31 protein-coding genes and 1 tRNA gene are annotated in these 24,044 nt (G+C 65.6%); 6 read left to right on the top strand and 26 right to left on the bottom strand.

Annotated features, from left to right (window positions below; all coding sequences use genetic code 11):
• Window positions 1-62: 62 nt before the first annotated feature.
• Together N440_RS02405 and N440_RS02415 are read left to right on the top strand one after the other, a co-directional pair.
• A tRNA-Val gene (locus N440_RS02405) sits at window positions 63-137 on the top strand.
• A gap of 446 nt (window positions 138-583) precedes the next feature.
• On the top strand, window positions 584-859 hold the full coding sequence (locus N440_RS02415; protein ID WP_133933955.1) for a SinR family protein: 276 nt from the start codon (window positions 584-586) through the stop codon (window positions 857-859).
• Window positions 860-1,171: 312 nt separating this feature from the next.
• Here the strand turns inward: N440_RS02415 and N440_RS20405 are convergent, their stop codons facing one another.
• The 3 genes from N440_RS20405 to N440_RS02430 form a co-directional block, all read right to left on the bottom strand.
• Window positions 1,172-2,113, bottom strand: a complete 942-nt coding sequence (locus N440_RS20405; protein ID WP_243831275.1) for an RHS repeat-associated core domain-containing protein — start codon at window positions 2,111-2,113, stop codon at window positions 1,172-1,174.
• Between the two features lie 162 nt (window positions 2,114-2,275).
• The gene (locus tag N440_RS02425) at window positions 2,276-2,545 is read right to left on the bottom strand and encodes a hypothetical protein (protein WP_133933956.1); all 270 of its coding nucleotides are present in this window, start codon (window positions 2,543-2,545) and stop codon (window positions 2,276-2,278) included.
• A 52-nt stretch (window positions 2,546-2,597) separates the two neighbouring features.
• Window positions 2,598-3,005, bottom strand: coding sequence for a hypothetical protein (locus tag N440_RS02430; RefSeq protein ID WP_133933957.1), 408 nt, complete (start codon window positions 3,003-3,005; stop codon window positions 2,598-2,600).
• A gap of 520 nt (window positions 3,006-3,525) precedes the next feature.
• Here N440_RS02430 and N440_RS02435 point away from each other — a divergent pair.
• Complete coding sequence (locus N440_RS02435) at window positions 3,526-3,906, top strand: tautomerase family protein (RefSeq protein ID WP_049457617.1); 381 nt, start codon at window positions 3,526-3,528, stop codon at window positions 3,904-3,906.
• Between the two features lie 81 nt (window positions 3,907-3,987).
• Here the strand turns inward: N440_RS02435 and N440_RS02440 are convergent, their stop codons facing one another.
• From N440_RS02440 to N440_RS02550, 23 genes are all read right to left on the bottom strand, one after another.
• A complete protein-coding gene (locus tag N440_RS02440; protein ID WP_133933958.1) occupies window positions 3,988-5,061 on the bottom strand; it encodes a contractile injection system protein, VgrG/Pvc8 family in 1,074 nt (357 codons plus the stop codon).
• The gene (locus N440_RS02445; protein ID WP_133933959.1) at window positions 5,052-5,267 is read right to left on the bottom strand and encodes a tail protein X; all 216 of its coding nucleotides are present in this window, start codon (window positions 5,265-5,267) and stop codon (window positions 5,052-5,054) included. Before N440_RS02445 ends, N440_RS02440 begins: the two co-directional genes overlap by 10 nt.
• Window positions 5,251-5,718, bottom strand: coding sequence for a phage tail protein (locus tag N440_RS02450; RefSeq protein WP_133933960.1), 468 nt, complete (start codon window positions 5,716-5,718; stop codon window positions 5,251-5,253). The genes N440_RS02445 and N440_RS02450 overlap by 17 nt, the downstream gene beginning before the upstream one ends.
• Before the next feature lie 2 nt (window positions 5,719-5,720).
• Window positions 5,721-7,997, bottom strand: a complete 2,277-nt coding sequence (locus N440_RS02455) for a phage tail tape measure protein (RefSeq protein ID WP_243831276.1) — start codon at window positions 7,995-7,997, stop codon at window positions 5,721-5,723.
• Window positions 7,998-8,288: 291 nt separating this feature from the next.
• The gene (locus tag N440_RS02460) at window positions 8,289-8,579 is read right to left on the bottom strand and encodes a phage tail assembly protein (protein WP_005412456.1); all 291 of its coding nucleotides are present in this window, start codon (window positions 8,577-8,579) and stop codon (window positions 8,289-8,291) included.
• 80 nt (window positions 8,580-8,659) lie between these two features.
• Window positions 8,660-9,163, bottom strand: coding sequence for a phage major tail tube protein (locus N440_RS02465; protein WP_133933962.1), 504 nt, complete (start codon window positions 9,161-9,163; stop codon window positions 8,660-8,662).
• A gap of 2 nt (window positions 9,164-9,165) precedes the next feature.
• Window positions 9,166-10,368 (bottom strand): phage tail sheath C-terminal domain-containing protein, encoded by a 1,203-nt coding sequence (locus N440_RS02470; protein ID WP_040008655.1) that lies wholly within the window; start codon window positions 10,366-10,368, stop codon window positions 9,166-9,168.
• Between the two features lie 102 nt (window positions 10,369-10,470).
• The gene (locus tag N440_RS02475) at window positions 10,471-11,103 is read right to left on the bottom strand and encodes a hypothetical protein (RefSeq protein ID WP_133933963.1); all 633 of its coding nucleotides are present in this window, start codon (window positions 11,101-11,103) and stop codon (window positions 10,471-10,473) included.
• Between the two features lies 1 nt (window position 11,104).
• Window positions 11,105-13,096, bottom strand: a complete 1,992-nt coding sequence (locus tag N440_RS02480) for a tail fiber domain-containing protein (protein ID WP_133933964.1) — start codon at window positions 13,094-13,096, stop codon at window positions 11,105-11,107.
• Window positions 13,097-13,103: 7 nt separating this feature from the next.
• A complete protein-coding gene (locus N440_RS02485; RefSeq protein WP_243831362.1) occupies window positions 13,104-13,652 on the bottom strand; it encodes a phage tail protein I in 549 nt (182 codons plus the stop codon).
• A 223-nt stretch (window positions 13,653-13,875) separates the two neighbouring features.
• Window positions 13,876-14,772, bottom strand: coding sequence for a baseplate J/gp47 family protein (locus N440_RS02490; RefSeq protein WP_133933966.1), 897 nt, complete (start codon window positions 14,770-14,772; stop codon window positions 13,876-13,878).
• Window positions 14,773-14,774: 2 nt separating this feature from the next.
• Window positions 14,775-15,113 (bottom strand): GPW/gp25 family protein, encoded by a 339-nt coding sequence (locus tag N440_RS02495; RefSeq protein ID WP_049457610.1) that lies wholly within the window; start codon window positions 15,111-15,113, stop codon window positions 14,775-14,777.
• Between the two features lie 52 nt (window positions 15,114-15,165).
• Window positions 15,166-15,756 (bottom strand): phage baseplate assembly protein V, encoded by a 591-nt coding sequence (locus N440_RS02500; protein ID WP_133933967.1) that lies wholly within the window; start codon window positions 15,754-15,756, stop codon window positions 15,166-15,168.
• Window positions 15,753-16,307, bottom strand: a complete 555-nt coding sequence (locus tag N440_RS02505) for a hypothetical protein (RefSeq protein ID WP_133933968.1) — start codon at window positions 16,305-16,307, stop codon at window positions 15,753-15,755. The genes N440_RS02500 and N440_RS02505 overlap by 4 nt, the downstream gene beginning before the upstream one ends.
• A gap of 92 nt (window positions 16,308-16,399) precedes the next feature.
• Window positions 16,400-16,675 carry a hypothetical protein gene (locus N440_RS20300; protein WP_049457608.1) on the bottom strand — a complete coding sequence of 92 codons (276 nt, stop codon included), beginning with the start codon at window positions 16,673-16,675 and terminating at the stop codon, window positions 16,400-16,402.
• Entirely contained in the window at window positions 16,650-17,027 is a 378-nt protein-coding gene (locus N440_RS02515) for a hypothetical protein (RefSeq protein WP_133933969.1), read from the bottom strand. Before N440_RS02515 ends, N440_RS20300 begins: the two co-directional genes overlap by 26 nt.
• Complete coding sequence (locus N440_RS02520; RefSeq protein ID WP_133933970.1) at window positions 17,024-17,509, bottom strand: glycoside hydrolase family 104 protein; 486 nt, start codon at window positions 17,507-17,509, stop codon at window positions 17,024-17,026. Before N440_RS02520 ends, N440_RS02515 begins: the two co-directional genes overlap by 4 nt.
• A complete protein-coding gene (locus N440_RS02525; protein WP_004154677.1) occupies window positions 17,506-17,856 on the bottom strand; it encodes a hypothetical protein in 351 nt (116 codons plus the stop codon). Before N440_RS02525 ends, N440_RS02520 begins: the two co-directional genes overlap by 4 nt.
• Complete coding sequence (locus N440_RS02530) at window positions 17,853-18,281, bottom strand: Mor transcription activator family protein (protein ID WP_230078891.1); 429 nt, start codon at window positions 18,279-18,281, stop codon at window positions 17,853-17,855. The genes N440_RS02525 and N440_RS02530 overlap by 4 nt, the downstream gene beginning before the upstream one ends.
• 351 nt (window positions 18,282-18,632) lie before the next feature.
• A complete protein-coding gene (locus tag N440_RS02535) occupies window positions 18,633-19,010 on the bottom strand; it encodes a hypothetical protein (RefSeq protein ID WP_133933971.1) in 378 nt (125 codons plus the stop codon).
• Between the two features lie 151 nt (window positions 19,011-19,161).
• Complete coding sequence (locus N440_RS02540) at window positions 19,162-19,713, bottom strand: hypothetical protein (protein WP_133933972.1); 552 nt, start codon at window positions 19,711-19,713, stop codon at window positions 19,162-19,164.
• 40 nt (window positions 19,714-19,753) lie between these two features.
• Window positions 19,754-19,981: a hypothetical protein gene (locus N440_RS02545; protein WP_008268745.1), complete on the bottom strand. Its 228-nt coding sequence runs from the start codon at window positions 19,979-19,981 to the stop codon at window positions 19,754-19,756.
• Window positions 19,982-20,132: 151 nt separating this feature from the next.
• Window positions 20,133-22,469 (bottom strand): VapE domain-containing protein, encoded by a 2,337-nt coding sequence (locus tag N440_RS02550; RefSeq protein WP_133933973.1) that lies wholly within the window; start codon window positions 22,467-22,469, stop codon window positions 20,133-20,135.
• Between the two features lie 480 nt (window positions 22,470-22,949).
• Between N440_RS02550 and N440_RS02555 the strand changes: the two genes are divergently transcribed.
• The 3 genes from N440_RS02555 (at window position 22,950) to N440_RS02565 (ending at window position 24,038) form a co-directional block, all read left to right on the top strand.
• Window positions 22,950-23,174, top strand: a complete 225-nt coding sequence (locus N440_RS02555; RefSeq protein ID WP_080375926.1) for a hypothetical protein — start codon at window positions 22,950-22,952, stop codon at window positions 23,172-23,174.
• 11 nt (window positions 23,175-23,185) lie between these two features.
• Entirely contained in the window at window positions 23,186-23,440 is a 255-nt protein-coding gene (locus N440_RS02560; RefSeq protein WP_049457600.1) for a hypothetical protein, read from the top strand.
• Between the two features lie 211 nt (window positions 23,441-23,651).
• Window positions 23,652-24,038, top strand: a complete 387-nt coding sequence (locus tag N440_RS02565) for a DUF2946 family protein (RefSeq protein WP_133935959.1) — start codon at window positions 23,652-23,654, stop codon at window positions 24,036-24,038.
• Window positions 24,039-24,044: the final 6 nt, after the last annotated feature.

The raw sequence follows: 24,044 nt of genomic DNA on the forward strand, positions 1-24,044 counted from the left end.
TATGTGAAAAAGTGTTGACGGCCTCTGAAAAGCCCCTATAATGAGCGGCTCAGCAACACACCGGGCGGTTAGCTCAGCGGTAGAGCATTGCCTTCACACGGCAAGGGTCACAGGTTCGATCCCTGTACCGCCCACCAATACAATTAAAGTGTTGCGACGAAACCGGCCTAGAGCCGGTTTTTTCGTAGCTGCAAGGTAACAGCACCATGGTTGCTACTGTGCGTAGTTCTTCTGTGGTAATCGCTGCCGTCGTTTTCGAAGGAATCACCGTTACGGATGCAGCTGGGAATCCTGTCTCTCTGACTGTCGTAGATGACGCCGGTAATGTGATTGCCAGCGGTCCCGAAGTTGCTAGGGCAGCTTGGGAAGCGAGCGCCACCGCTTATCGAAACGACCTGGTTGGTCAAGGTCATTTACGGGTCCTCGTCCGACTGGATTGACGATTTCAGGCCGATGGACCGTAAGGCCGCATAGTCAGTGGCCGGCATTCGGGCGACCGCTTCTAACCAGTGGCAACCTCTCCAATTCCTTGCTTCAATCAGCTCGCGCAATGAGGCGCTAAGGCAGGTTTGATGGGGCGAGGATGGCTGTCTATATGGTGGGTTACGACTTGAACAAGTCAGGTAAGAACTACGCGGACCTTATTGCTAAAATCAAAGAGATCAGCAATGGTTACTGGCACCATCTCGATTCGACTTGGTTGATTGGTCATAACGGTACTTCGGAGGTAATCCGAGATGCGCTGATGCCCTTCCTCGACGGAGACGACGAGCGCTTGGTTGCCTTGCTCGCAAGCGGCGATTGGGCCTCCTTCGGTATCACCCAAGCTGGTGCAAATTGGCTGCACGAACATATGTGAGCTTAGCCCCCGAGTTGGGGCTTAAATCCCCACTCTTTCCGGTGATTTAAAAGGACCTGCCGTTCCAGTCGAGGCGTGACGTCAAGTCGGTATGTTGTTTACCCATGGCCAATCACCGTTTGTTGCGATGCCGTCTTCGCTTGATGAAATCGAAGGCGGATATGGTGGCGAATACAACTGCGTAAGCTGCCCACGCCTTGACGGATGAGCGCAAGGGATGTGGATTTCCTGACTGAGTTGCAATGAAGTAGAGGGCGCCCAGGACGAGAATGCCCCCAGCTTGGTACGCAAGAAAGCCTCGCAGTACCGGATTCACTTCTTTTTCTCCATCGTCTTTTGTGCCGCATCTACAGCAGCTCCGACGGTGCTCTGCCCTAGCTGAGATGCACCAGCTTGAGTGATCGACTGGCGGGGGATCGCGACACCTGTTGATGCGGTAGTCGATGCGATGTTTTGGGCGCCTGGCGATGTCGAGTTGCTCAGCCTATTCAGAGCGCCTTTGGCTGCTGGTCCCGCAAAGTCGCCTGCTGCAGCTGCAACGCCGGAGCCGGCTAGACCACCCACGGCGCCTCCGGTCGCTGCGGTTAGGACGCTCCCAGTGGAAATTGGTTCTCCTTTGATGGCGCTTTCGGTGGCAGCACCGGCGCCGCCGGCTACGAAATTCGTTGCGGCTTGGATGGCAACTGCTCGGCCAACAGAAATTACCCCAGACTCCACTGCCGCAACAGCTACTCCGCCCACTCCGCCTGAGACCGAGCCCACGCCTGCTGCTACCCACGCTTGCGTCTGATCGATGGGTTTATCTGGGTTCATCACTTTCTGAATGGCAATATTGGCCAGGCCTCCTGCAATTGCGCCATAGATGAATGGCATGATTGGAAGCCGTCCATCTGGATCCGTGAATTTGTACGGATTCCCGTTCGCATACCGGTAGCGATTGAACTGACCTACGGGCTGCTCATATGCCGTCACCGGGTCCACCGACAGGAACACACCCAACTGCGGATCCATGTACCGTTGCTGCATGTAGCTCAGGCCGGTGGCTGAGTCGCTTACATGACCCGTATATCCAGGTCCGTCCGTGACCTGCCCGCCCAACACGGCCCCATACGGTTCATAGTCATAGCGTTTGATCACGTTGCCGCTGGCATCGGTCTCGGCCACGACCGAGCCGAGCGCATCGGTGTGGATGTAGGTGACTGTCCCCTGGCCTGCGGCGATAGCGGATGGTGATAGACCAATACCAATCAACATCGCAAGGCACAACCGCCCGGGACGTATGGCAACCAGCTTTCGAAAACGGCCTTCAAATCTCCTGTAGCAGACAGATAGACCGCCTGCATCTCCCCTGGACGTACACATCCTTCCCATCCCTGAATGCGCCCTCTAGTAAGGCTTGACCGGATACTACGACCCTCAAGCTTCTAGGTCGATGCGGGCCGGGCCGAGGATTGTGTTTCTCATGGGGTGCGTCCTAGTGACTAGCGGCGTGGTCGTGATCGAAAGGCTTGCGCTGCAACGGTTTCGCTCGGCTTCATGCAGGTGATTGAACTTCAACCGCAGCAGGGCAGGGCGGCTCACCTGCTGGGCGAGCGCCTGCTGGTTGGCGGCAAACCAGACATTCCAGCCGACCGTTGCGCGGCCTTCCAGGGCGGCCTTGAAGTACTCCAGGTGTTCGGCATCCATTGCGGTCTCCTGCGATTCCCGGCGTGATTGTAGCTACGTCGCGACCGAGCGCTCAGGCGGCGCCACCTTCCAGGCAATGGTTGGCTTCGCGCACCAGCTGCCGCGCGGCCACGATCAACCCGTCGGTGTGGAAGGCGCCCAGCTGTTCATCCGGACCGGCCTCGCTACGCGCGCGGTCGGCGGCCTGCAGCAGATCGAGCACTGCGGTGAGCCCTGCCATCGACCGGCGCAGCGACGCGTGATTGCTGGCGGCAAGGGTGAGGCTGCTGCACGGTTGCCCATCCTCGCCCTCGGCGTTGTTGATGGCATTGAGGCAGGCGAAAAACGCGGGTGACTGCATGGGCAGGTTCTGTTCGTCCAATGCGCACTCGATCTCGCGTGCGATGTCGTCGGGAACCTGGTTGGCGATGTCGGCAATCAATGCGTACAGGCGTGGAAGCGATGCGGCTCGTTTGGTCATGGCGAAACCCTCAGTGGCGTATGGCCACCCTCGGGAATGAAGGTGGCGGACGGTGCGGGTTGGCGTACCAAGGCAGAAAGGCTCACAGGGAGAAAAGGCCCGGCGGATCTTGCGATCCCCACGCACCGCCCGCCATAGAAGGCAGTCGGTGCATTCTCTTTGCTGCGATCAAGACCGCAACTTCCTGTGAGCCTGTTCGTTTATTCGAGACGCCAATCCCGACCAAGGCGTGCTGCCTTGGCGAGGCGATCATCGATCCGCGTAAAGACGGAAGTCATTGAGGAAAGTTGCAACAACGCCAGCCATGACGGGATTCCACCCCCCATGGGGCAAACCGCGCCTTGCCTGAACGAAGCAGCGCCGCTGTACGGCCCAGGTAGATGGCAATCACGTCACCCCGCGCAGATGTCGTCGAATGTGCCATCCGTGAAAGCAGACGTTCCATCCATGCGCTGTGCCGCCGCTTTCGACGGGCGTAGTCTCGGCTCACTGCCGTCCCACCTGGCCCTGGAGCCCCGCCATGCCGCTCGCCCGCATCGATCTTCGCAAAGGTAAATCCGCCGACTACCTGCAACGCGTGGGTGAAGCCATCTACCAGGCCATGCGTGCGGTGGGCGTGCCGGAGAACGACCGCTTCCAGATCTTCCAGCAGCACGACCCCGGCACGCTCGTTTACGACCCCGGCTACCTGGGCGTGGACCGCACCGACGACTTCATCTGCATCCAGATCACCTGGAACGAAGGGCGCACGCTGGAGCAGAAGAAGGCGCTGTATGCCGGCATCGCCGAGGGCCTGCACGCGGCGGTGGGGATCCGCCGCGAGGATGTGTTCATCAACCTGGTGGAAGTGAAGAAGGAGAACTGGTCCTTCGGCAACGGCGTGGCGCAGTACGTGAGTTGATGTGCGAAAAGCATCCGCGCATGGCGTGGATCTACTGAGCCTGGGCGAGGACGCTGATGTAGATCCGCGCTCCGCGTGGATCTACACCTCGCTGCCGACCTGCTCGCCTTCGCTGGCCGCGGCACTGCTGGCGGCCTTCACTGCATCGGCACTGTTGGGTTGTTCGCAGGTGATGCTGGTCACGTAGCCGGCGGCGCTGATGTTGTGCTCGGCACGCTTGACCAGCCATTGCCCATCCACGCCTTCGCGGAAGCCCTGCATCACCACCGTGGCTTCGGCCATCAGCGTTTCGCGGCCGGGCAGGGTGTAGCTGAGCGTACGTGTCTGCCGAGCCTGCTCCTGGTGCTTGGCGCGCGCTGCGGCTTCGGCGGTTTCGCGGTCTGCGTAGGCCATGCGCAGGCGAACGATCGGTTCACCGCTGCCCACTTTCACTTCGTGGCGCTTGGCACCGCGCACATCGCGGTAATAGGCGATGGTGGTGCCGGTCTTCTCGCGTGCGGTGACGGTCACCTTGTAGGCGCTGCCATCGGCAGGGGTGAGGGTGACGTCGGGAATGCGCTCGCCGCTGGCACTGGTGGAGTCGCCCCGTTTGACGAACATCAGGCGGCCGCCGCCGGGCTTGGCGATGGCGTCGTGCTGCTTGGCCAGGCGCAGCAGCAGGTTCATGTCCGATTCCTGCGACTGCACCGTCAGCGGTAGCGCGATCGACGCCAGCGATGCGCTCACGGCCGCGTCCATGCCGTGCTCGCCGGCCATGCGCTGCACCATGCCGCCGATCGTGGTGCCCTTCTTCCAGGTGCGCGTCTTCTGCGTCTGCAGATCGTTCTTGCCGCCCTTGCTGGCCTCGAACGGCGCCGCGTGGGCGCGCAGGGTCATGCTGCCCGGGTAGCCGGCAATCTCCACTTCGTTGCAGATGTACAGGCCCATGCGCCGCACTTCACCGTCGTAGCCGATGAAGGCCTCCAGCTCTGCGCCTGCCGGCGGCAGCTGGATCGGGTCGGACGGATCATGGTCGGCCAGCTGCAGTTCCAGCGTGTCCGCGCTGTTGTCGGTCTCGTCGGTGATGCGCAGCGACTTGAAGCGCGAGATGATCTTGTCGGTGATGTCCTGGCTGTTGGCCACCACGCGGAAGGCCGGTGCGATGTTCAATCCCACAGGGCCACTCCCTTGCGTTCGCCGGTGGGGCGCTGCACCTCCGGCAGGATGATTGCCATGCCGGCCGGCAGCACTGCGCAGCGCGCGGCCAGGCCCGGGTTGGCGTCGAATACCGCGCGCAGGATGGCCGGTGACTGTTCGCCATAGTGTGCATGGGCGATGCGGTCGACGACGTCGCCGTCGCGGGTGTTATACGTTCGTGCCATCGCTGTGCTTCCGCAGGGTAAGGGAGAAGGTCTGCTGGCGTGCGCCGCCCTCGGGCGTGAAATGCTTGGAGGTGGCATCGATCTTGTCGATCACCCACAGCCCGAGATTGCCGCCATGGCCGGTCAACAGGCGTTGCGGCCGGCCTTGCGCGGCGAGCCTGCGCAGTTGCGAGATCTCGTTGCCCTGGCCACGGAACTCCGGGTTCAGCACGCCCGGCAGCGTGATGCTGGCGTTGCCGGGCCCGGTGTACTGCAGCGCCGCCACCTGGCCCACGCGTTCCTGCGCTGCCCAGCGATACTCGCTGCTCTGCTGGATCTCATCGAACACGGCGGTGTTGAGGCTGAACTTGAAGGTGCCGAGCATCAGCAGCACGGGGGCGTTGCCGGAGTCGTTGCCCTTGAACTGCGACAGCAGCTTGTCGATGGATGCGGTTACGAATTCACGCTTCATGTTCAGTTCCTGTCGGCCAGGCCACCGCGTGCGGCGATCGCGCTGCGGCGCTGCAGTTCATCGGCGGTGCGGCGCGCGATGGACTCGCTGGATTCGCCCGGCTGCTGGTGGATGGTGATGTTGTTGGTCTGTTGCTGCTGCACGGTGGTCGGTGCGCGCATCGCAGGCGAGGGCATGTCCGGTGCCAGGCGGCCCTGCGTGCCGCTCAGTTCGGCCATGCGCCGGTTCAGGCCGTCGTTGTTGTCGGTGCCGACCGCGTACGCCACGCGCGCCATGTCGCCGATGCCGCCGCCGCCGCGCGCCTTGATGCCGCTGTAGAGATTGGCGGCGCCCACTGCGGTCTGCAGCCCGCCTTCGGCGACCTCCAGCGCCTTGTCCTTGGCCGCCCCCACGCCACCGCCCAGCTTGTCCATGAACCAGCCGACGCCTTCGATGACCGGCTTGAGCTTTTCCAGGATGCGGTCGAACGCTGCGGTCGCCTTCTGGCTGATCGACTCCCAGATGTTGCCGAGGGTTTCGTTGATGAAGCCGGCGACGGTGCCGAGCATCTCGCCCAGCCACACCACCGCCCCCACCACGCCGCCGATGACCTGGATGACCAGCCGGAAGTTGATCAGCAGCGCCTCACCCACCAGTGAACCGATCTGTCCGACGCGTGACAGTTCATTGCCGGTGTACTGCGCCGGTTCCAGCATCTTCGACAGCCAGTCCCAGGCCTGGCCGAGCAGCCCGCTCATGACCTCCCAGGCCGGACGCAGGGGTTCAACCGCGCGCATCAGTTCCCCCATCGCCGCGGTGCCTGCACCGCTGAGGCCTTCCCAGACGCCGCCGAGGAACGCCTTGATCGGTTCCCAGTACTTGCGCACCAGCAGGGCGCCGGCGGTGATGGCGGCGACCGCAAGGGCGATGGGGCCACCGCCGATGGCACCGACGGCGGTGGCGACGATGCGGAAGCCCGAGGCCAGGCGCATGGCCATCGGCCCGAAGCGCCCCAGCTGGGCCAGCAGGCTGCCGCCCCGGAACAGCTCGAAGGCCTTCTGCACCGCGAGGATCGGGCCCTGCAGGAAGGTCCAGGCGTAGCGTGCACCGAGTACCGCGGTACGCATGCCCAGCATGCCGACCACGATCTGCGTGGTGTTGGCGATCAGCTTTGGATTCTCCTGCACGAACGAGGTGACTCCGTTCAGCAGCTCGGTCAGCTTGACCGCGGCGTCGCCCACCGCAGGCAGCAACGCGGCACCAAAGGCTTTGGACAGATTGTCCACGGCGATCTTGGCGCCTTCGATCTTCTGCGGATCGGTCTGCATCGCATCGGCATAGGCCGCATCGGTGGTGCCCGCCGATCCGTTCAGTGCGGTGTCGCGCACACGGATGTAAGTCTCCCAGTTCTCGATCATCGGCTGGACGAAGTTCTTCGCCTGCGCATCGTTGAACAGGCTGCCGATCTTCTTCTGGTCGCCCGCGGTTGCCTGGATGATGCCCTGCATCGCGGCATCGAAGGGATTGCCGCCGTTGGTCTGCGCATCGCCGATGATCCTGTGCAGATCCAGGTTCAGGCTCTTCTTCGCCTTTGCCTGGATGTCCGGCGAGAGCACCTCGGACATGAAGCGCTTCATGTTGCTGGCGGCCTTGTCGGCGCCACCGGCCGAATCCAGCGTGGCCTGCAGGGCGGCGCCAAGGGTGGCGGCCGCCGAGGTGCCCTGCAGCTTCATCGCTTCGAACGACGCGCCCAGCGTAGGCAGCACTTCGGCCATGTCCTTCAGGCCCAGGCCGCCCTGCCGGCTGTTGACGACCAGTACATCCAGCGCGTTCTGCATGCGCGAGGGATCGATATCGAACGATTGCTGCAGGGCGGCCGCAGCCTGCGCCACATCATCGATGCTGGCGCCGGTCACCGTGGTGGTCCGCCCGACAGCGCCGAGGCTGGCCTGTGCGGACTGCGCATCCATGCCGGCCGCGATCATCAGCGTGATCGAGCGCTGCAGCGCGTCGGCGCCCTGGTTGGTTGCGCGCGACTGCTCCAGGATGGCCTGGCCGAGCGCACTGACCTGGGCGCGGCTGAGGTTGGCCGCCACGCCGATCTGCTGGTTCTGCCGCGCGAAGCCGGAGGCGTTCTCGACCGGCTTGGCCAGTGCGGTGACGGTGGTGCCAAGCGCGCCGCGAGCCTCGCCGAATGCCGCGCCGAGCTTCTCGCGCTTCTCCAGATTGGCGGTGCGCTTTGCCTCGATGCTCTCCAGTGCCTGCTGCGAGGCACGCAACGCGTCGACCTGGGTACGCATGCGAGCGTATTCCTTGCTCGTCGTACTGAGGCGGGCAAGCCTACGGTCCAGCTGTGTCAACTCGGTGCCGATGTGCTTGATGCCATCGTTGGCGAAGGACAATGCGTCCTTCAGCGACGTGGATACCGAGCCGCCGATCGTGATCGTTGTCGTTTGAACGTTATTGGCCATGTACCGGCAATCCCTGAATCCACCAGATGAACTTCGACACCCGCAGTGTCATGATCTCGCGCCGGCCCCAGCCGGTATGACCGGCCAGGGCGAGCACTCCCTGCCTGATCTGCGGCAGGGTCAGGTGGTAAAAAGCGCGACGCCTGCCTGCAGTCGTGCGTAGTCGCGCAGCGGCATCTTGCGCACGTCGTCCGGCGAGATCTCGCACAGGTTGGCGATCATCCGCACTTCGCGCTGTGCATCGCTGCCCTTGTCGTCCTGGTAGCGTTCCATGTCTTCCACGGTCGGTTCGCGCATGCGCAGCACGGCGGTTTCCATGCCGTTGACCTGGCGCGGGCGGGTGAGGGTGATCTCGGCAAAGCCATCGCGCTCGATGACGGTGTCGGTAGGGGTCTTGGTCTTGCTGGACATGGATGCGTTCCTGGAATTCGATGCAGTGCGATGGATGCGGGGGCGCGGTGCGCCCCCGGTTTCTTCAAGGCGGCGTGGGCTCAGATGCCCAGCGCGCCGCGGATGCCGGCCAGGACGTCCACGCCCCCCTGGCGGGCGATCATGTTGACCACGTCGATCTCCTGCACGACCTGGGCGCCATGGGTCAGCTTGTAGTAGCTCAGGGCCAGGTTGACCTTGATCGTGCCCTTCTCGCCGACCTTGGTTTCGCCGCGGTCCAGCAGCTTCACCTTGCCGCGCATGTTGTGCACGACCTGGGTCACTTCGCCGTCATCGCCTTCCAGCGCTTCGCGGGCGGTGAAGCCGTACTCCTTGTTTTCGATGACGTGGAACTTGCTCATGATCTCCGCGTCGTCGGAGGCGAACTCGACATCGGCGGTCAGCTTGTCATGGCCGAGCACGATCTCGGTCGGGGCCAGCATGCCGCCGGCCTGGAAGTCCTCGGTCTTCAGCGACAGCTTGGGGGCGGTGAAGGACATCACGCTGCCGGCATAGCCCTTGCCGTCGACGTAGAAGTTGAAGTTCTTGCGGATCTTGCGTGCCATGCTTAGAAGATCTCCGAGACGTAGTTGTTGTTCATGTGCATGCGGAAGGTCAGCTGCTCACCCGGGTAGGTCGGGGTGAAGTCGAAGTCCCAGTAGAAGCGGCCCTGGGCCACGCTGTCCGCTGCGTTCAGTTCCGGGTCGATCCAGCAGTTGCCGCCGAGGATCGCGCCCTGGGTCTTCAGGCCGCGCAGGAAGGCATTGACGCCCTCGCGCACGTCATCGACGTAGGTCTTGCTGATGCCGCGGTCGACGGCCCACAGATGGGCAGCCTCGAGGCTGTCGGCGATGATGTCGGCAGTGCGTACCACGCACAGGAACTGCCACTTCGGGTCGATGCTGGTGGTGCGGTTGCCCCACAGGCGGAAGCCACCTTCGCGGATGACGGTTGCCACGTTCGACTGGTTCAGCAGGTTGGCGCGGCTGGTCGCGTCGGACAGGCCGAAGTCGATGGCACGCGCGGTACCGACCACGCCGTTCAGTTCCAGGTTCGACGGCGATGCCCACCAGCCGCGTTCGTTGTCGCTGCGGGCGATGGCGCCGGCCACGGCACCGGAGGCGTAGCGGGTAACGATGGCATCACCGGACTGCACCAGCAGCGCCGGGTCGACCACGTAGACGCGCTTGGAGCCGGTCAGGGCGGTGGTGCTCTTGGCGGCGTCATCGTTGCTGTTCGGGCCGTCCTTGATGATGACCGCGCGCAGCTTGTCGGCGATGCCGAGCAGCTCGGCCACGACCGGGTTGGCCAGTACCGCCTCGGGCTTGGCCGGATCGGTGGGATGCACATGGGTGAAACCCGGTGCGACCAGGATGCGCGGCTTGACGCCGACGATGGACTTGGCCGCCAGCAAGGCGTGCACGCCTTCATAGGCGCCGGTCTGTGCGTTCACACCGCCCAGCACGTTGGCCAGGGTGGCACTTTCGTTGGCACCGTTCTCGACGCGGATGACGACGACGACAGCACTGGACTGATCGAAGATCGCATCGAGTGCGCCGGGCAGCGTGCCGGCTTCGGCGCCGGTCTTGGCCGACAGCTTGGCCGCCTGCGAAGGCGAGGTCACCAGGACGGGGGTGTTGATGGGGAACGCTTCGGTGTCAGCCAGCGGTGCGGTGCCGACGATGCCGATCACGCTGCTGGAGGCGATGGCAATCGAGCGGGCACCGGTATCGATGTTGACGACCTGTACGCCATGGAGAAATTCGGTCATTCGGGGTTCTTCCTCGGTGTGGGTGTGTGCCGGCGTGTGCAGGCGACGGGGTAATGTTCGGAGAAGGCGGCGCTGGCGATAATTGCAATCGTGGCCGCGGCGTCATTCCATGATGGGTCCGGTGTCACCACGCGAGTGCGATGCGCTCATGTAGACCTGGTCTTCGCGCGCCAGGACGACGCCGGTGCTGGCCCGGCGAATCTCGACGATGAGGCTGCAGCCCGCGCTGCCGTAGACAACGTCGAATCCGCAGTAGCGATCGGTACCGAGATTCAACCAGGCACCCGTTCCGGAAGGATTCGCATTGCCTTCGACCTTGGTGTAGCGGATCTCGAAGTTGCTCGCGATACCACGGATGAGCCATGGACCGAAGGTGCGGGTGACGCCGTTGGGGTTGTTCGTCCACGTCTGCACCATGCCGTTGGACTTGAAGCTGAAGGCCGCGTGTCCATTGGGCGCAGCGCCGGCATAGGACGAGCCGCCGATGCTCGGGTTGGGGATGGTGACCGCGTCGTACTGCGCGGTGCCCCGGGCCGCCCACAGGTTCGACACGTCCATGCCGCCGATGCGATGCCCGACGTCCGCACGCTTGCTGCCGTACTGGATGTGGGCGTAGCGGCGGCTCAGGTCGGTGCCGCCGACGCGGCGGCCCGAATCCTGTGCCAGCGGACCCTCTACATAGGGATCGAACAGGTCATCGAAATCCGTGCCGCCGGAGCGATAGCCACTGGCCATATCAACGCTCCGCCTTCAGGGCGCGAACCTCGGCCGACAGCTCCTGGATGGCCTTGGCCAGGACCGGCAGCAGCTGGTCGAGCTTGACCGATGCCACGCGCTCGCCCTGGAACTCGACGCCTTCCAGGTCGACCGCTTCCGGCACCAGTTCGGCGAGCTGCTCGGCCACGAAGAACAGGCGACGACGGCCGTCATCGTTGTACTCGGGCTTGTAGTGGCCGGCTGCCAGTTCCATCCGCTCGACAGCCGCCAGGCCGTAGGGGAGCGTGCCTTCGATGTTCTTCAGCTTGCGCGAAGAGCCAACGTCGTATCCTCCCGTGGCAGATACGCTGCCGATGAAGGCATGGCCAGTGAACCCATTCTCCGCTGAGTACTGAATCCGATTGCCATCACCCCAGCCTACGTACCCCATGCGTGTTCCGTCAGTGCGATGGAACGCGACGTAGCCGGCAAGTGCACCGGTACCCGCGTTGGTTCGAACGCAGCCGCCAGCACTGATGACCGAGCCAGCTGCGGTGACGGTTTCGTTGAACGAGGCGGGTCCGGCTATGGACACGCTGGAACCGGTCAGCTCCAGTGGTGCAAAGGCATTTTCTGCCGGATTCACTGATTGGAGCACGGTGTTCCCCGCCCCATTGCTGATGAATCGGATCAGATTGTGTCCTGCAGCTGCCTGGGCATACAGATAGGCATTGATGCGCAGTGCACCGGACACAGTGTCGCCGGCCTTGTTTATCTTGCTTGCCGGATCAAAGTTTCCACTGGTCCAGATCTGGCCGCCAGCACTGAGCGTGGTGGTATAGCCGCCTGCAGAATTCGCAAAGGTGAAGCTCGTACCGTTCTTGAAGATGTACGAGTTGGCGTCGCCCAACACGAGTACGCCATCGTTGGCCACACCATTCCAGCCATAGGAGCGAAGCGAGTTTCCATTCACGCCGACGTGTCCGGTGAACGTCCCGCCGGTCTTGTCCATCTTCGATTCCGGCGCGAAGTTGCCGGCATGCCACATTGCCGAACCGTTCCAACGCGGCGAGTCGCCATGCTTGATGGTGATCTCGCTGCTGGCGCTGCGGTCAGCGCTCCATACGCGCCACAGGCTGGAGTTGCTCCAGCCGCCGATGAACGATTGCTCAGCACCTGCGGCGCCGAAACCCACCAGCGGATAGCTGCCGCTGATGAACTGCTGGTCGGTGAATGTGTTGCCCCCCCTGGATGCCTTGCCATCCAGGGCCGACTGCAGCCCGGTCACGTCAGCAATTACATGCTTGTGGCCCACCGTGGCGAAGTCGCCGGCCAGGGCGAACTCGGAGGCATGCTTGCCGTCCAGGGTGTCGGCGTCCAGGCCGTTGCCATGCCCGATGTCCTTCAGTGCGGCACTCTTCAGCTCCAGCGCGGTGCGGGCTGCCGTGGTGCTCGCAGCCGACAACAGCGTCTTTGCCAGTGCGGTGGGGGCGCTGGCGCCGAAGCGCTTGTCGGTATACGCGCGCAGGCCTCGCGGGGTGACCGCGCGTTGTGTGTCCGCAGCGTCTTCCGCCTCGGTGGCGGTGGCCAGTTCGACCACACCCACGACCTCGGTGGTGGCGGGCGGATAGATGAAGCCGGCGTCACCGAACTGGATCAGTGCGGTGTCCACCTCGGCGAAGCGCGTATCGGTGGCCAGCAGTAGCATCGAGGCGGCCGACTTTTCCATGATCGGATCGGCTTGGCCATACGTGGCGAACAACGTGCCGTCGGCCAGGTACAGGCCGAACCCCCGCAGCGTATAGGCCGTTGCGCTGTCGTCGCGGATGGTGACGTGCACGGTGTCATCGCCCACCGCCTGGCCGCCGAAGCTGGCGACGCGTTTGATTTCGCCTGGCAGCGCGGTAAGCCCTGCCGATGGAGTGAAGGCAGTGGACGTCAAACCAATCTGCGTGATCAGGACGGCGTTGGTGCCGGTATTCGGCGGGTTGACCAGCCTGGCGAAGCCGGCATCGGTGATTTTCAAGCGCATGCGGGGGTTACTCTCCGATCAGTTGAAGGCGGCGGAAGGCCGTGGCGTGGGCGGCTGCAAGGGCGCCGACGGCGGCGTCGGCCTGCATGCCCTGGGTGAAGGTGAAGTGCGATCGCACCGGCTTGGTCCGGCTGATCTCGCCGATGACGTCTTCGACGAACATCGCCGTGGCGGCCTGGCCGCCCTGGTTGGCGATGGTCATCACCGCTTCGAAGGTGTGCGGCGGTCCCTTGGGCTGCAGCTGCCACCATTCGCGGATCAGCACCGAGCCACCGAATGCAGCGACCACATCGCGCACACTGCCGGCGGTGCCCTTGCGGCGCTGGATGGCGATGGCCGTGCGCACCCGGGCGCGCTTCACCGCTTCGGGCCAATAGGCCTTCCACTCATCCACCGACAGTGCCCAGGCCAGCCAGGGCAGCAGTGCGGTCGGGCAGCGGTCGGCGTCCCACAGTGCGGTGATGTCCACCGGCAGCGGGCGCGCCACGCTGGCGCGGGCAAGCGCGCGCTCGGCACGGGTGGCGTTGGCGGGCAGCAGGTTCACCGCCGACGGCACCACCACCTGGGCATCACCCTCGATGCTCTCGCCGGGTACCGGTGCAGCGGCCAGGGTCACCACGCTGCCCTCGATGGCGCCGCCCTGCAGTGGCTGCCGTCCTTGCGCGTTGGTGCGGTACACCGCCTGCAGCGTCGCCAGCGCGCCACCGGGGTGGCGGAAGGTGCGGTTACGGCCATCGATCGCGCCGCGCAGGCGCGCATTGATCAGGCGCGTGCTGGGCTCATTCATCGGTGCCGCCATGGGTCAGGGTCACGCCGGTGCAATGCGTGGCCTGGGTGCGATCCACCACCACGTCGGCCGCCGGGCGGATGATCTCCACACGCTGTACGCCCTCGGCGTGCAGTGCCGCGAACAGGCCCGAACGGGTGACGTCACGGCCGAGGCGATGCGATTCGCTGATGTAGCGATCGAGGCGGCTGCGCGCCTCGGCCAGCACCACCTGCGAGTCCGGGCCGGCGAAGGTGAACAGCGCAGCCTCGACCGCGTAGTTGACGATCGTGGCCGGCTTCACCAGCACGTGATCGGTCAGCGGACGTACGTCATCGGCACCCAGCTTCGCCTCGACGATGTCGAGCAGGCCCTGGGTGGCGGTGCCATCGGCCTCGCGCGACAGTACCGAGACCACGACCTCGCCTGGCGTGGGGCTGGTCGCACTCGCATCGAGTACCCGCGGGTCGGCGCTGAGTGCATGGAATACATAAGCACCTTCCGGCCCGGCCACACTGAAGCCTTCCGGACCCAGCTGGATACGGCGGCGGAAATCATCATCGCTCTCGTAGCGTGGCGCGATACCCTCCTGCGGCTTGCCCGGGTCCAGCACCTGGCGCGCGATGCCGAAGATCGCAGCGAGATGGTCCAGGTCGCTGCCGCCGGCATAGGCCAGCATCACGCCGCGCGCGGCGTCGTTGACGCGTTGGCGGTCGAGCAGGCGCAGGTAGGTGCAGACCTCCAGGATCTTGAATGCCGGGTCCGACGGCAGCAGCGCGTCGAAGGTGGGATCCAGGGACTGCAGCGCGGTCAGCGATTCATCGAACATGGCTTCGAAATCGAGCACTTCGATGACCGCCGGGGCAGGCAGCTGGGACAGATTGACACTGGTGAACGAGCCGGATGCCACGGTTAGCGAACCTCGATTCCTTCGATGGTGATGGCCTGCCCGTCGGGTAGATGGATGCCGGTGACTGCCAGGATCATCACGCCGGGGGCGGGGAGGGAGACGTCGACGTTCTCGACGTGGAGCCGCGGTTCCCATCGCGCCAGGGCGTCGACGGTGGCGGCAATCAGGTCCATGCGCAGCGAGCGATTGGTGGGCGCATCGATCAGTTCGAACACGCGTGAGCCGTACTCGCGGCGCAGTACGCGGGAGCCAAGGGGCGTGGTGAGAATGTCACGCACGGATTGGTGCAGATGGGCCAGCCCATCCAGGGATTTGCCGGTGTTGGCGTCGATTCCTCGCATGGTCTCTATCGTCGTGGAGTGCAGGTTTTCAGGGCATTGCAGGCGTGGCCGGTCAGGCCTGGGCCGGCGTGGTCGGTGCGGTGGGGCCCTGCGCGGTGTGCTTGTGGGTCTTCAGGCCGATGGCGCCGGCCTTGATCTCGCCCGGGGTGCTGATGTCCTTGCCGGCGGTGATCGCACCGGTCACGTCCAGGTCGCCGGTGGCCTTGATCGACGGTGTATCGAGCAACACCGATTCGCTGGCGATCACCTGCGCACTTGCGCAGTTCACGATGACCTTGCCGCTGCCGACGTTGACGCTCAGCGTGGTGGTTTCCTGGTCGTACTCGACGATGCTGCCGTCGGCGTACTGGGTACGCTGCCGCAGGCGCGAGTCGGCCGGTGCGGCGAAGCGGTCCTGGTACAGGCTGCCCAGCACCAGCGCCTGGCCGGGATCGCCATAGGGACAGGCCAGCACCACCTGCTCGCCCGGCTCGGGCGCGCACCAGCTGCGTACGCCCGGCCCGGCACGTCGCTCCAGCCAGGGAATCCAGTCGGTGAGCATGCCGTCGGCATCGACACGTACGCGCGCTGCGGCTTCGTCGAGCTCGCGCACGACGCCGATCATCAACAGGTTGCCGATCAGCCGTGCGTGCTCGGCGCTCATGGCGCGTGCTCCGGCAGCGGCTGGTAGCGTGGCTCATGGGCGCGGCCGATCTCGGGCGCGAAGCTGAAACTGGCGCGTGGTACCACGCCGCCGGTCTCTTCCCAGGCGTTGCTGCCCAGTGCCACCGGCAGCGACCATTCGACGATCCAGCTGCGCAGCCCTGGCAGCGCCGTGGCGGTGTCTTCAGGCAATGCGGCGATCACGTCGATCGCGCCGCTGGGCACGCCGGGAAAGCGGCCGAGCTGGTGCAGCCACGTGGCCAGGGCGACGGCAGTGTTGCGCAGCTGCAGTGCAACGCCGGGCGCGCCCGCCGCCAGAACAACGCGCGCCTCGAAACGCAGCAGGGCCTGCATCAGCCCACTGCCGTCGGTGGCGTCCTTGCTACGGTCGCAGCGGGTCATCCCCAGCAGGCACGCGGGCGTCGCCATGCCTTCGGTGCCGGCCTCCCGATGGAACTCGACGGTTGCGTAGTCCGGGAAGCGTGCACGGATGGCCGCTGCGATGGCGGCAAGCAATGCATCCAGCGGTGGAGGAGAGGTGTCGGTTGCCATGTCAGCTCGTGCATTGAATGGAAAAAGGGCCTGGCCAGTGTTGCCATCACCGCCGTTGCGCGGCATTGCAGGCGTGGCCGCGCGCAGCCGGATCAGCGCGTGGTCGCGGCACGCGGGGGAGCAACGCCGCTGTCACAGCCCGCAGGCATCAGGGGGTGCGCACCATTGAGCGTGATGCCGCGCTGGCCACCGAGGCTGCACAGCAGCGCGTGCAGCTGATCGGCGAGCGCGTGGTACCGACGTGCGACCTCGACGTGATTGCGCAGCAATGCTTCGTCATCGGCGCCATCGAGGTCGGGCAGCGCGGGCGCGACACGCAGTTGTGCCGGGGCGATGGCGAGGTCAATGCGGCAGTGCGCCGCCGGCATTGGCTTGGCGCCAGATGCGCACGAACTCAGCATCAGCATTGCCGCGATCGCGGCCAGGAGTCTTGGCATGGGTGTCGATATCCCGTTGCAGGGCGTTGAACTGCTGGGTGCGTCTGGCCTGCGTGGCCAGGCGCTGCGATTCGGCCCGCGCGCCGGCCCGGGCATTGGCGAGGTCCTGCTGATGTGCGGCCTGCGCCGTATCAGCGCGGGATGCCTGCTGTGCGGCCTCGGCGCTGGCAACGGCGAGGTCCGCGCTGCGGTCCCGCAGGGTCCATCCCAGCCAGGCGCAGCCGGCATGACTGCCGACGAGCAGCAGCAGGCCGATGCGCAGCCTCAGCGCGAGTGGCGTCATGCCAGGGCGCCACCCGCGGCGCGATAGGCTGCGCGCAAGGTCTCCAGTGCCTGTTCCTTCTGCCCGTACCCGGCGCCCGGCAGCGATGCCCAGATGCGCCGTGCCGCGCTGACGGCGGCGTCGAAACGTCCCAGCCGGACCAGCTCGTAGGCACCGCATTGCTTGAGCAGGGCGACGGCGGCGCGATCCTGCGAGACCGGGCCGAAGTCGGGCAGGCCCAGGCGTGCGCGCAGGTCGTCCCAGGTGCTGCGCAGGAACTGGTAGCGGCCGGCAGCGCTGGATTTGATGCCATAGCGCGGCAGAGACACCAGGACGCGGGGATGGTCGCGGTAGGTGTCGAACAGCTGGCCACCGACGATCACGTCGTAGCCGCGGTCCCGTGAGCGCTGGCCGGGAATGTCGGTACCCTCGGACACCGCCAGCATGTCGAGGAACGCGGCCACGTTGGCACCACCGAGGGCGCTGGCTGCGGCGGCGGTCATGCGGCCGCCTCCGGCTGCTTGCGCACCAGTGCCAGCAGCGCGTCTATCTGCACGCTCTGCTGGGCGATCTGTGCACGCAGCGCGTTGACCTCGCCACGCAGTTGCCCGATCTCCTGCGCCATCGCCTCGCGTTCGTGCATCAGGCCATCGGCGCGGGTGCGCTCGGCGGCGAGCTGCTCCTGCAGGGTGCGCAGGGTGTTGCTGGTGGCTTCATCGGCGGTGCGGTCGACCTTGGCCGACGACAGCCATTGGCGCAGCCACAGCGACACCGCGATCAGTACGCCGGAGGTACCGCCCAGGTATTTGGCCCAGTCGGGTACGCCGGCCAGCAGGTCGCTCTCGTTCATGCGCGTGCGTATCCCTTGAGCAGGGCCGGATGGACCGCAGGCGGTGGCGCGGAGCGGGCATCGCGCAGGGCGCGCTTGATGGTGGTCTGCGAGACACCGAACTCACGCGCCACGTGGTCGCGTGGCATGCCGCTGGCAACGGCACGTGCGATGCGTTCGCGGCGCTGCTGCGCGCCGGCAGCGAAGCAGGAGGCCAGGAACAGCAGCTCGCCACCGAAGTGCGCGACCAGCCGCTGGGCGACGTCGTAGCCGAGGATGTCGATCAGCCGGTGCTGGTCGGGCAGGGTGGACGGCACGTAGACGATGACGCGGTGGCGGCCGGTGGTGCTGGAAGTGGTTGGCGGCCATGCACGCACCAGCGTGAGGGCTGCGGATTCGCCGATGACCTCGGCGAGGGTCTGGATGCTGTCGGGCAGGGCGTTCATGAGGGGTGTCGTCAGTGGCATTGATCTCCACTGTTGCCCTCCCGCTCTTCTGGTCAACACCTTTCATCTACTTTCGAAATTGCGTGCTGAAGGTATTCAGTGAGCCTGAGCACCGGTGAGGACGGCGCTGCGGATGCCTGTGGCGGCTCTTGCCGGCTCGTCGTTGACGCGGCTGTTTTCCGTATTTCTGTACTCGCTGTCCTCACCGTGTGGAAACAGAGGCAGGTCAAGGGAATACGGCAGGTATGGGGTGAGGATGGCCCTCGTTGGCCGCCCTCATGTCCGGGCGCAGGCACGGAAAAAAAAAGCCCCGGACGATGCCGGGGCTTCAGGACTGCAGGTGGGGCTGGGTCAAAGGTCGAACACCAGGTTGCCGCCGGTCTTGCGTGGAATGTAGCCGGCGTCGCGCAGCCAGCGCGCCGCATTGACCTGGTCCATGCGCTTGACCGGAAAGCGGTTGGCGAACATCAGGAAGCGCGCCACGGTGATCGACTCACCCTTGCCCTTCAGGGCGGCCAGGGTTTCGGTGAACCACGGCGCGGGCGGCTGCTGCCTGCCGGGGCGGGCCACGGTACGGGCCTGCGTCGAGCTGCCATCGCCGGCCTGGGCCAGCGAGCACAGCGAGATGAAGATCGCGTCCAGGCTCACGATGTCCTTGCCACCCTTGGGCTGGGACTTGAACAATTCGATGGCCTTCAGGCGCGTCGACGTGAACTGTTCGACCTCCATGGCGTTTCCTCTCTGCGAAAATGGTTGGGGGATGCAGGGTGACGACAGGTGTCGTCGGTGATGGGGCGACCTTACATCATTTTCGCCGATGATGGGTCGCGACCTGCGCTTGGATGGGCGGAAAGCGGTGGCACGCGATGGTGCGCCGTGCTCAGATCACGCCGCGCGACAGCAGCTGGTCCAGCGTCCTGCGCACCAGATCGGCCGCGGTGCCGTCATTGGTTACTTCGATGTCGACCAGATGGTCCGGCAAGCCCTGTTCGTTGTCATGGCCCGGACGCCTGACGCGGATCACGACACCGCCACGGCGGCGGATCGCGCGGGCTTCATCGGCGAAGCGCACATCCGGCACCAGTCCGCCTGCAGGCAGGCGTGCGAACAACGCGCGCACCCGCAGCTCGGGGAGGATGCAATCACGTTCCCATTCGATCCCGGCGGTCTGCATCAGGTGCCGTGGGGTGTGTCCCGCCAGCTGCCGCAGCGGCGCCGCAAAGCCGTCGCAGGGCAGCGCCAGCGCCGAAGCCAGTCCATTGGCCAGGGTGTCCTTGCCCGCATGCGTGGCGCCGGCGATGCCGATGTAGAGCGGACCCGCTGCCTGCGGGGCGGGCCGCAGCGGAGTGCGCCGCAGGGTGGGGCCGGCACGGAATGCGGCCAGGGTGTCGGCGATCATGCGATGGCCGCTGTCGAAGGAGGCGGGGATCATGCGGAATCTACTCCTGGAAGAAGACGGTGGGCAGCGGCGGTCAGGAATCGCGACCGGCAGCACCGCGCGCGCGCAGCAGGCGCTGGGTGATGCGGCCCCCGCGGGCGGCAGCCGCGACAGGGTCAAAGCACAGCATGGCGGTGCGGGTACGGCGGCCGGCGGCAAGGTGATCGCGGATGGTCCGTTCGGACAGCACCGGTACCCGCTGGTGGATCTGCCGCACGGTCAGCTGTTCGCCTTCGAAGGCATGCAGTTGGGGACGAGGCATGACGGAAGCGCTCCTGGAAGGTGGCGTGGCCGATACAGGCATCTTGCCTCCGTGGGCCCTTCTAGTCAACACCTTTCATCTACTTGTATCTTGATTGGTGCGGCCGTTGGGCCGCGCGCCCCTCCAATGCACACCCCGTGGGCGCCCAGCATCAGAACGGGCCTGCCGCCTGCTCGCCGAGATTGAGCCTGCGCGGCGGCATCAGCCAGACCTTGGCCCGCTCCTTGCCGACCACGCGGGTGCGTACGCCATGGCGCTTGACCACATAGGCGGCGGCCTCGTTGACGTCGCGGCGGTTCGGTTTGTCGATGCCCGCGGCAATGACGATCTCGGTGGCGCGGTAGTGTGCGTTCCAGTGCTCGGTCGGCAGCGACCAGTCGAAGCGGCGGTCGATCAGTTCGGCGATCGGCGAGATCGGCTCGTGCTCGCTGTTGGTGGCATTCAGCGCATCCAGCTCGTCACCGGACAGGTGCCAGGTCTCGCCGTTGCAGTACAGCGCATGGGCCTCGGCCCACACCTGCTGCATGTCGATGCGCGCCGGTTCGCCCAGTGCCACGGCATGCACGGTCCACCAGCGGGTGTTGCCGGTCGCGTCTCGCAGGAAGCGCTCGTCATTGACACTGGCAAACAGGATGGTCCGGCGCGCGTAGCGCGACTCGTTGCGCGCGTACGGACGGCGGATCTCATCATGGCTGCGCGAGATGAACGATTTCAGCGCGGCGATATCGGTGCGGCGGAAGGTGGCATCTACTTCACCCAGTTCGACGATCCACTTGGAGATGACCTGCTTGATGCTGTCCTTGTTGGCCGGATCGAGCACCACGCCGTCGGCGATCAGCTGCAGCTCGGCCGGTGCCAGCTGCCGGGCCCAGCGTGTCTTGCCCAGATTCTGTTTCGAGACGAACGTCAGCACCCCTCGCGCCACCACGCCATCCGGTTCAAAGGCCGCCGCCACGCCGGAGACCAGCCAGCGTCGCATCAGTACTTCCTTCAGGATGCGCCCGTCGGCCATGCGCGTGGGCTGAGCTTCCTGCACCGTATCGAAGAAGGCCTGCAGGCGGGACTGGCCATCCCACGGGCGTGAGGTGATCCAGCTGGCGACCGGATTGTAGGGGTTGGCTTCGGCCACCTGGCACAGGTTGGTCTCGAAGCTGGCGGTGGTCATGCCAGCGCGGTGCATGCAGTCCATCACTTCACCGGCAGCCACTTCCTTGGCATTGTCCACCGTGCTCTGCAGGCCCGGCACCAGGATCTCCAGGTCCTTGCGGATGACGTTGTAGCGCACGGTCACGCCGGTGCGCCGGCACAGTTCGGCCAGATTGCGCGCGGTGGGCAATGGGCGGCCGCGCGCGCTGGTATCGGGAAAGGGCGTGAAGGCATCGAACGCGGACAGGTTGCCGGGCACCTGATAGCTCGTGCTGGCTGCCGAAGGTGCGACGTCGCCGGCCATGTCATCTTCCGCGACGGCGGCTGGCGGCGGCAGGAGCTGGGCGCGGACCGCCTCCAGCCCTTCGCGCAGATGCAGGTCGTTGAAGTCGGTGGGGCGGTCACTGTCACCGTGCACTGCGGAGAACTCGGGCCATGCCACGCGTGCATCGATCTCTGCGGCGGCGCGCGTTGCCTGGGTGACGCCGGGATTGTCCACGGGTTGCCGGGTCCATTGATCGTTGTCCGCGCAGAGCACGAACACACCGTCGGGCACGGCGTTGCGCCAGGCGCGGGCGACCGCGGCGAGGTTGCCGGCATCCCAGGCGACCACCACGCACCAACCGGTGGCCTGGTGGATGGATGCCGCGGTGGCATAGCCCTCGGCGATGGCGATCGGCTGCGCAGCGAGCGGCTTGCCGATGACATGGAAGCATCCCTGTTTGCGGCCACCGGACAGGAAGTCCTTGTCGCGCCCCAGTGCCGGCTCCATGCGCGGAAAGATCGCCTGCAGCGAGACGATCCGACCGGCTGCATTCATCACCGGCACCAGCAGCGCGTTGTCGATGTGGCGGAAGACCAGGCCGTCGCTGTCGCGTACCGGCCACGGCGCCACCCGCAGGCCATGCGCAGGGATGCCCTTGCGCACCAGATAGGGATGGCTGCCGTCCGCCGGTACGGCGCGGTTCCACAGGACGTTGGCGGCCTTGGCGGCGGCCTCCTCGCGTTCGCGCTGCTGCTGCTCGCGTTCGGCACGGGCCGCCTCCTGGCGGTGGCGGATGGCGCGCTGTTCGGCGGCGCTGAGCGTGCCGGGTGACTTCGCGCACCAGGCATGACGGGTGCCGGTACGCCAGCTGCCGAACTCGCCAGCCGGCACCTGGTCACCGAACAGTACGGCCCACCCATTGCGAGTGCCGGGCCGATCACCCTGCACATGGAAGCGCACCAGTGTGCCGTCGGCATTGAGTGCCTCGCGGCCGCGTGCGTCCGGCACGATGCCGTGTGCGTGCATGACCTGCAGGAACGCAGGAACGGCGTCCTGCGCTGGGTGCGATGTGTGCATTCGGCGAAGCCCCTTGAAGCGTGGTCCGGTTCACCGCAGCCTGTCGATGCGCAGCGTGATTCATGCCGGGCGCAGTGCACGTGGCGACCGGCCGACGCGGCAGGGTCAGCCGCAGAGGGGAGGCGGTGATGCGGCCATGGTGTCGGAACGACTTCTCTTTTGCAACACCTTGCAACACCTTGCATCCCCGGCCTTGCCGATGCACGTGGGTGCTCGGGGGATCTGCGATGACCTTCGCAGATTGTCGCTTCTGCGGCGGCGTGTCGCAGTTGGCGAGAACCGTTTTTCCGATGATGCCGTCGCCGTCAGAGACGGCCTTCCGACTCGCCCTCCGCCCTCTCGGGCGCCCATGCACAAGGAGCCTGCATGCCTGAAATCCACTGCAACAACGCACGCCGATCCGATCACGGACGTGTCTCGTCCAGCGCCGTTGTGGCGTTCTCAATCGGTGCGACCACCCCCCGATAAAATATAGCTGGCATGACGGACACCATCGACGAAGCGCAGGAACTGGAAGCGCGCCATCTGCAACAGGCATTGGCCCAGCACGCAACGCGGGCCCGCACTGTTGCCCCTCTCACACCCATTGGGGAATGCCACAACCCGGACTGCAGCGAAGACTTCGACAACGATCCGGCCAGGCTGTTCTGTGGGCCTGCCTGTGCCGAGCGCTACGAAGCCATCCATCAACACCGCAACGCATAGGAACAGGGGACATGTCTCTGAACAGCAACGACGCTGGATTCACCGAACGCATCGCCGGAGTGTCGGCCGAGCTCGCCGTGCTGGTGAGCCTGGTGGAGCACCACATCCATCTGCAGTTGGCCGACCTGGCCGATTCGGGTGACATGGATGCGCAGGAGCGATTCGCGGTCGCCGATCCGGAGCGCTGGTTGGAGAACGCCCGCCACAGCCTGCAGGCGGGCGTCATGTTCCTGGAACGCGCGGTGCGGCAGCCCGCCCGGTTCTAGCGTTGCCGCGTGCGGACGGAAGGGGCCGGAGTGGTCGCCTTCCGTCCCCATCGGAGCACGCAGCGCGCTGCACGACAGGGGCTGCGTCATAACGTCGCACCGCCTGTGCAGCAACCCTGAACGTGGTCCAAGGTTGGGCGAGGCCCCGTAGAATGGCGGCGTGCGCCGTTCTGTTCTCCACCGCCGGTTCCAGGCCCTGGCATGGCTTGCCATGCTGCTGGTGCTGCTCGCCCCGCTGATGAGCCGCTGGCTGGCGCATGGCCACGTTGCGGCCAGCGCAACGGTGGCGGCGATGGACCACAGCCTGCACGCACCGCATGCGGTGGAGGGCCACCACGACCATCATGCGATGGCGATGCAGCACGGCGAAGCGGCACCGAAGCCTGCTGCCGACCCCCATGCCGACCATGAGATGGGCGTGGACTGCGATTACTGCCTGATCGCCGCACGGATGATCACCCTGCTGGTGGCCGCGTTGCTGCTGTTGGCGCCGATGACACCGGTCTGCCGCGCGTTGCGCGGTGCGGTGCAGGCCCTGCCGCACCGGATCAGCGGCACCCTGGGAGCGCGTGGGCCACCGGTCCTCAGGGCTGCCTGAGCCGCA

It is taken from the genome of Stenotrophomonas sp. CC22-02 (genome assembly GCF_004365115.1).
In the GTDB taxonomy this organism is placed as follows: Bacteria; Pseudomonadota; Gammaproteobacteria; order Xanthomonadales; family Xanthomonadaceae; genus Stenotrophomonas; species Stenotrophomonas forensis.

Bases quoted from the DNA above. Each gene is read 5' to 3' on its own strand.
- N440_RS02445 (WP_133933959.1), bottom strand. From the start codon at position 5,267: ATGGCACGAACGTATAACACCCGCGACGGCGACGTCGTCGACCGCATC.
- N440_RS02415 (WP_133933955.1), top strand. From the start codon at position 584: ATGGCTGTCTATATGGTGGGTTACGACTTGAACAAGTCAGGTAAGAAC.
- N440_RS02515 (WP_133933969.1), bottom strand. From the start codon at position 17,027: ATGACGCCACTCGCGCTGAGGCTGCGCATCGGCCTGCTGCTGCTCGTC.
- N440_RS02540 (WP_133933972.1), bottom strand. From the start codon at position 19,713: ATGATCCCCGCCTCCTTCGACAGCGGCCATCGCATGATCGCCGACACC.
- N440_RS20405 (WP_243831275.1), bottom strand. From the start codon at position 2,113: ATGTTGATTGGTATTGGTCTATCACCATCCGCTATCGCCGCAGGCCAG.
- N440_RS02560 (WP_049457600.1), top strand. From the start codon at position 23,186: ATGTCTCTGAACAGCAACGACGCTGGATTCACCGAACGCATCGCCGGA.
- N440_RS02505 (WP_133933968.1), bottom strand. From the start codon at position 16,307: ATGGCAACCGACACCTCTCCTCCACCGCTGGATGCATTGCTTGCCGCC.
- N440_RS02475 (WP_133933963.1), bottom strand. From the start codon at position 11,103: ATGGCCAGTGGCTATCGCTCCGGCGGCACGGATTTCGATGACCTGTTC.
- N440_RS02460 (WP_005412456.1), bottom strand. From the start codon at position 8,579: ATGTCCAGCAAGACCAAGACCCCTACCGACACCGTCATCGAGCGCGAT.
- N440_RS02520 (WP_133933970.1), bottom strand. From the start codon at position 17,509: ATGACCGCCGCCGCAGCCAGCGCCCTCGGTGGTGCCAACGTGGCCGCG.
- N440_RS02525 (WP_004154677.1), bottom strand. From the start codon at position 17,856: ATGAACGAGAGCGACCTGCTGGCCGGCGTACCCGACTGGGCCAAATAC.
- N440_RS02535 (WP_133933971.1), bottom strand. From the start codon at position 19,010: ATGGAGGTCGAACAGTTCACGTCGACGCGCCTGAAGGCCATCGAATTG.
- N440_RS20300 (WP_049457608.1), bottom strand. From the start codon at position 16,675: ATGCCGGCGGCGCACTGCCGCATTGACCTCGCCATCGCCCCGGCACAA.
- N440_RS02565 (WP_133935959.1), top strand. From the start codon at position 23,652: ATGCTGCTGGTGCTGCTCGCCCCGCTGATGAGCCGCTGGCTGGCGCAT.
- N440_RS02470 (WP_040008655.1), bottom strand. From the start codon at position 10,368: ATGACCGAATTTCTCCATGGCGTACAGGTCGTCAACATCGATACCGGT.
- N440_RS02500 (WP_133933967.1), bottom strand. From the start codon at position 15,756: ATGAGCGCCGAGCACGCACGGCTGATCGGCAACCTGTTGATGATCGGC.
- N440_RS02455 (WP_243831276.1), bottom strand. From the start codon at position 7,997: ATGCGTACCCAGGTCGACGCGTTGCGTGCCTCGCAGCAGGCACTGGAG.
- N440_RS02465 (WP_133933962.1), bottom strand. From the start codon at position 9,163: ATGGCACGCAAGATCCGCAAGAACTTCAACTTCTACGTCGACGGCAAG.
- N440_RS02450 (WP_133933960.1), bottom strand. From the start codon at position 5,718: ATGAAGCGTGAATTCGTAACCGCATCCATCGACAAGCTGCTGTCGCAG.
- N440_RS02495 (WP_049457610.1), bottom strand. From the start codon at position 15,113: ATGCGAGGAATCGACGCCAACACCGGCAAATCCCTGGATGGGCTGGCC.
- N440_RS02545 (WP_008268745.1), bottom strand. From the start codon at position 19,981: ATGCCTCGTCCCCAACTGCATGCCTTCGAAGGCGAACAGCTGACCGTG.
- N440_RS02435 (WP_049457617.1), top strand. From the start codon at position 3,526: ATGCCGCTCGCCCGCATCGATCTTCGCAAAGGTAAATCCGCCGACTAC.
- N440_RS02480 (WP_133933964.1), bottom strand. From the start codon at position 13,096: ATGCGCTTGAAAATCACCGATGCCGGCTTCGCCAGGCTGGTCAACCCG.
- N440_RS02425 (WP_133933956.1), bottom strand. From the start codon at position 2,545: ATGGATGCCGAACACCTGGAGTACTTCAAGGCCGCCCTGGAAGGCCGC.
- N440_RS02430 (WP_133933957.1), bottom strand. From the start codon at position 3,005: ATGACCAAACGAGCCGCATCGCTTCCACGCCTGTACGCATTGATTGCC.
- N440_RS02530 (WP_230078891.1), bottom strand. From the start codon at position 18,281: ATGAACGCCCTGCCCGACAGCATCCAGACCCTCGCCGAGGTCATCGGC.
- N440_RS02555 (WP_080375926.1), top strand. From the start codon at position 22,950: ATGACGGACACCATCGACGAAGCGCAGGAACTGGAAGCGCGCCATCTG.
- N440_RS02550 (WP_133933973.1), bottom strand. From the start codon at position 22,469: ATGCACACATCGCACCCAGCGCAGGACGCCGTTCCTGCGTTCCTGCAG.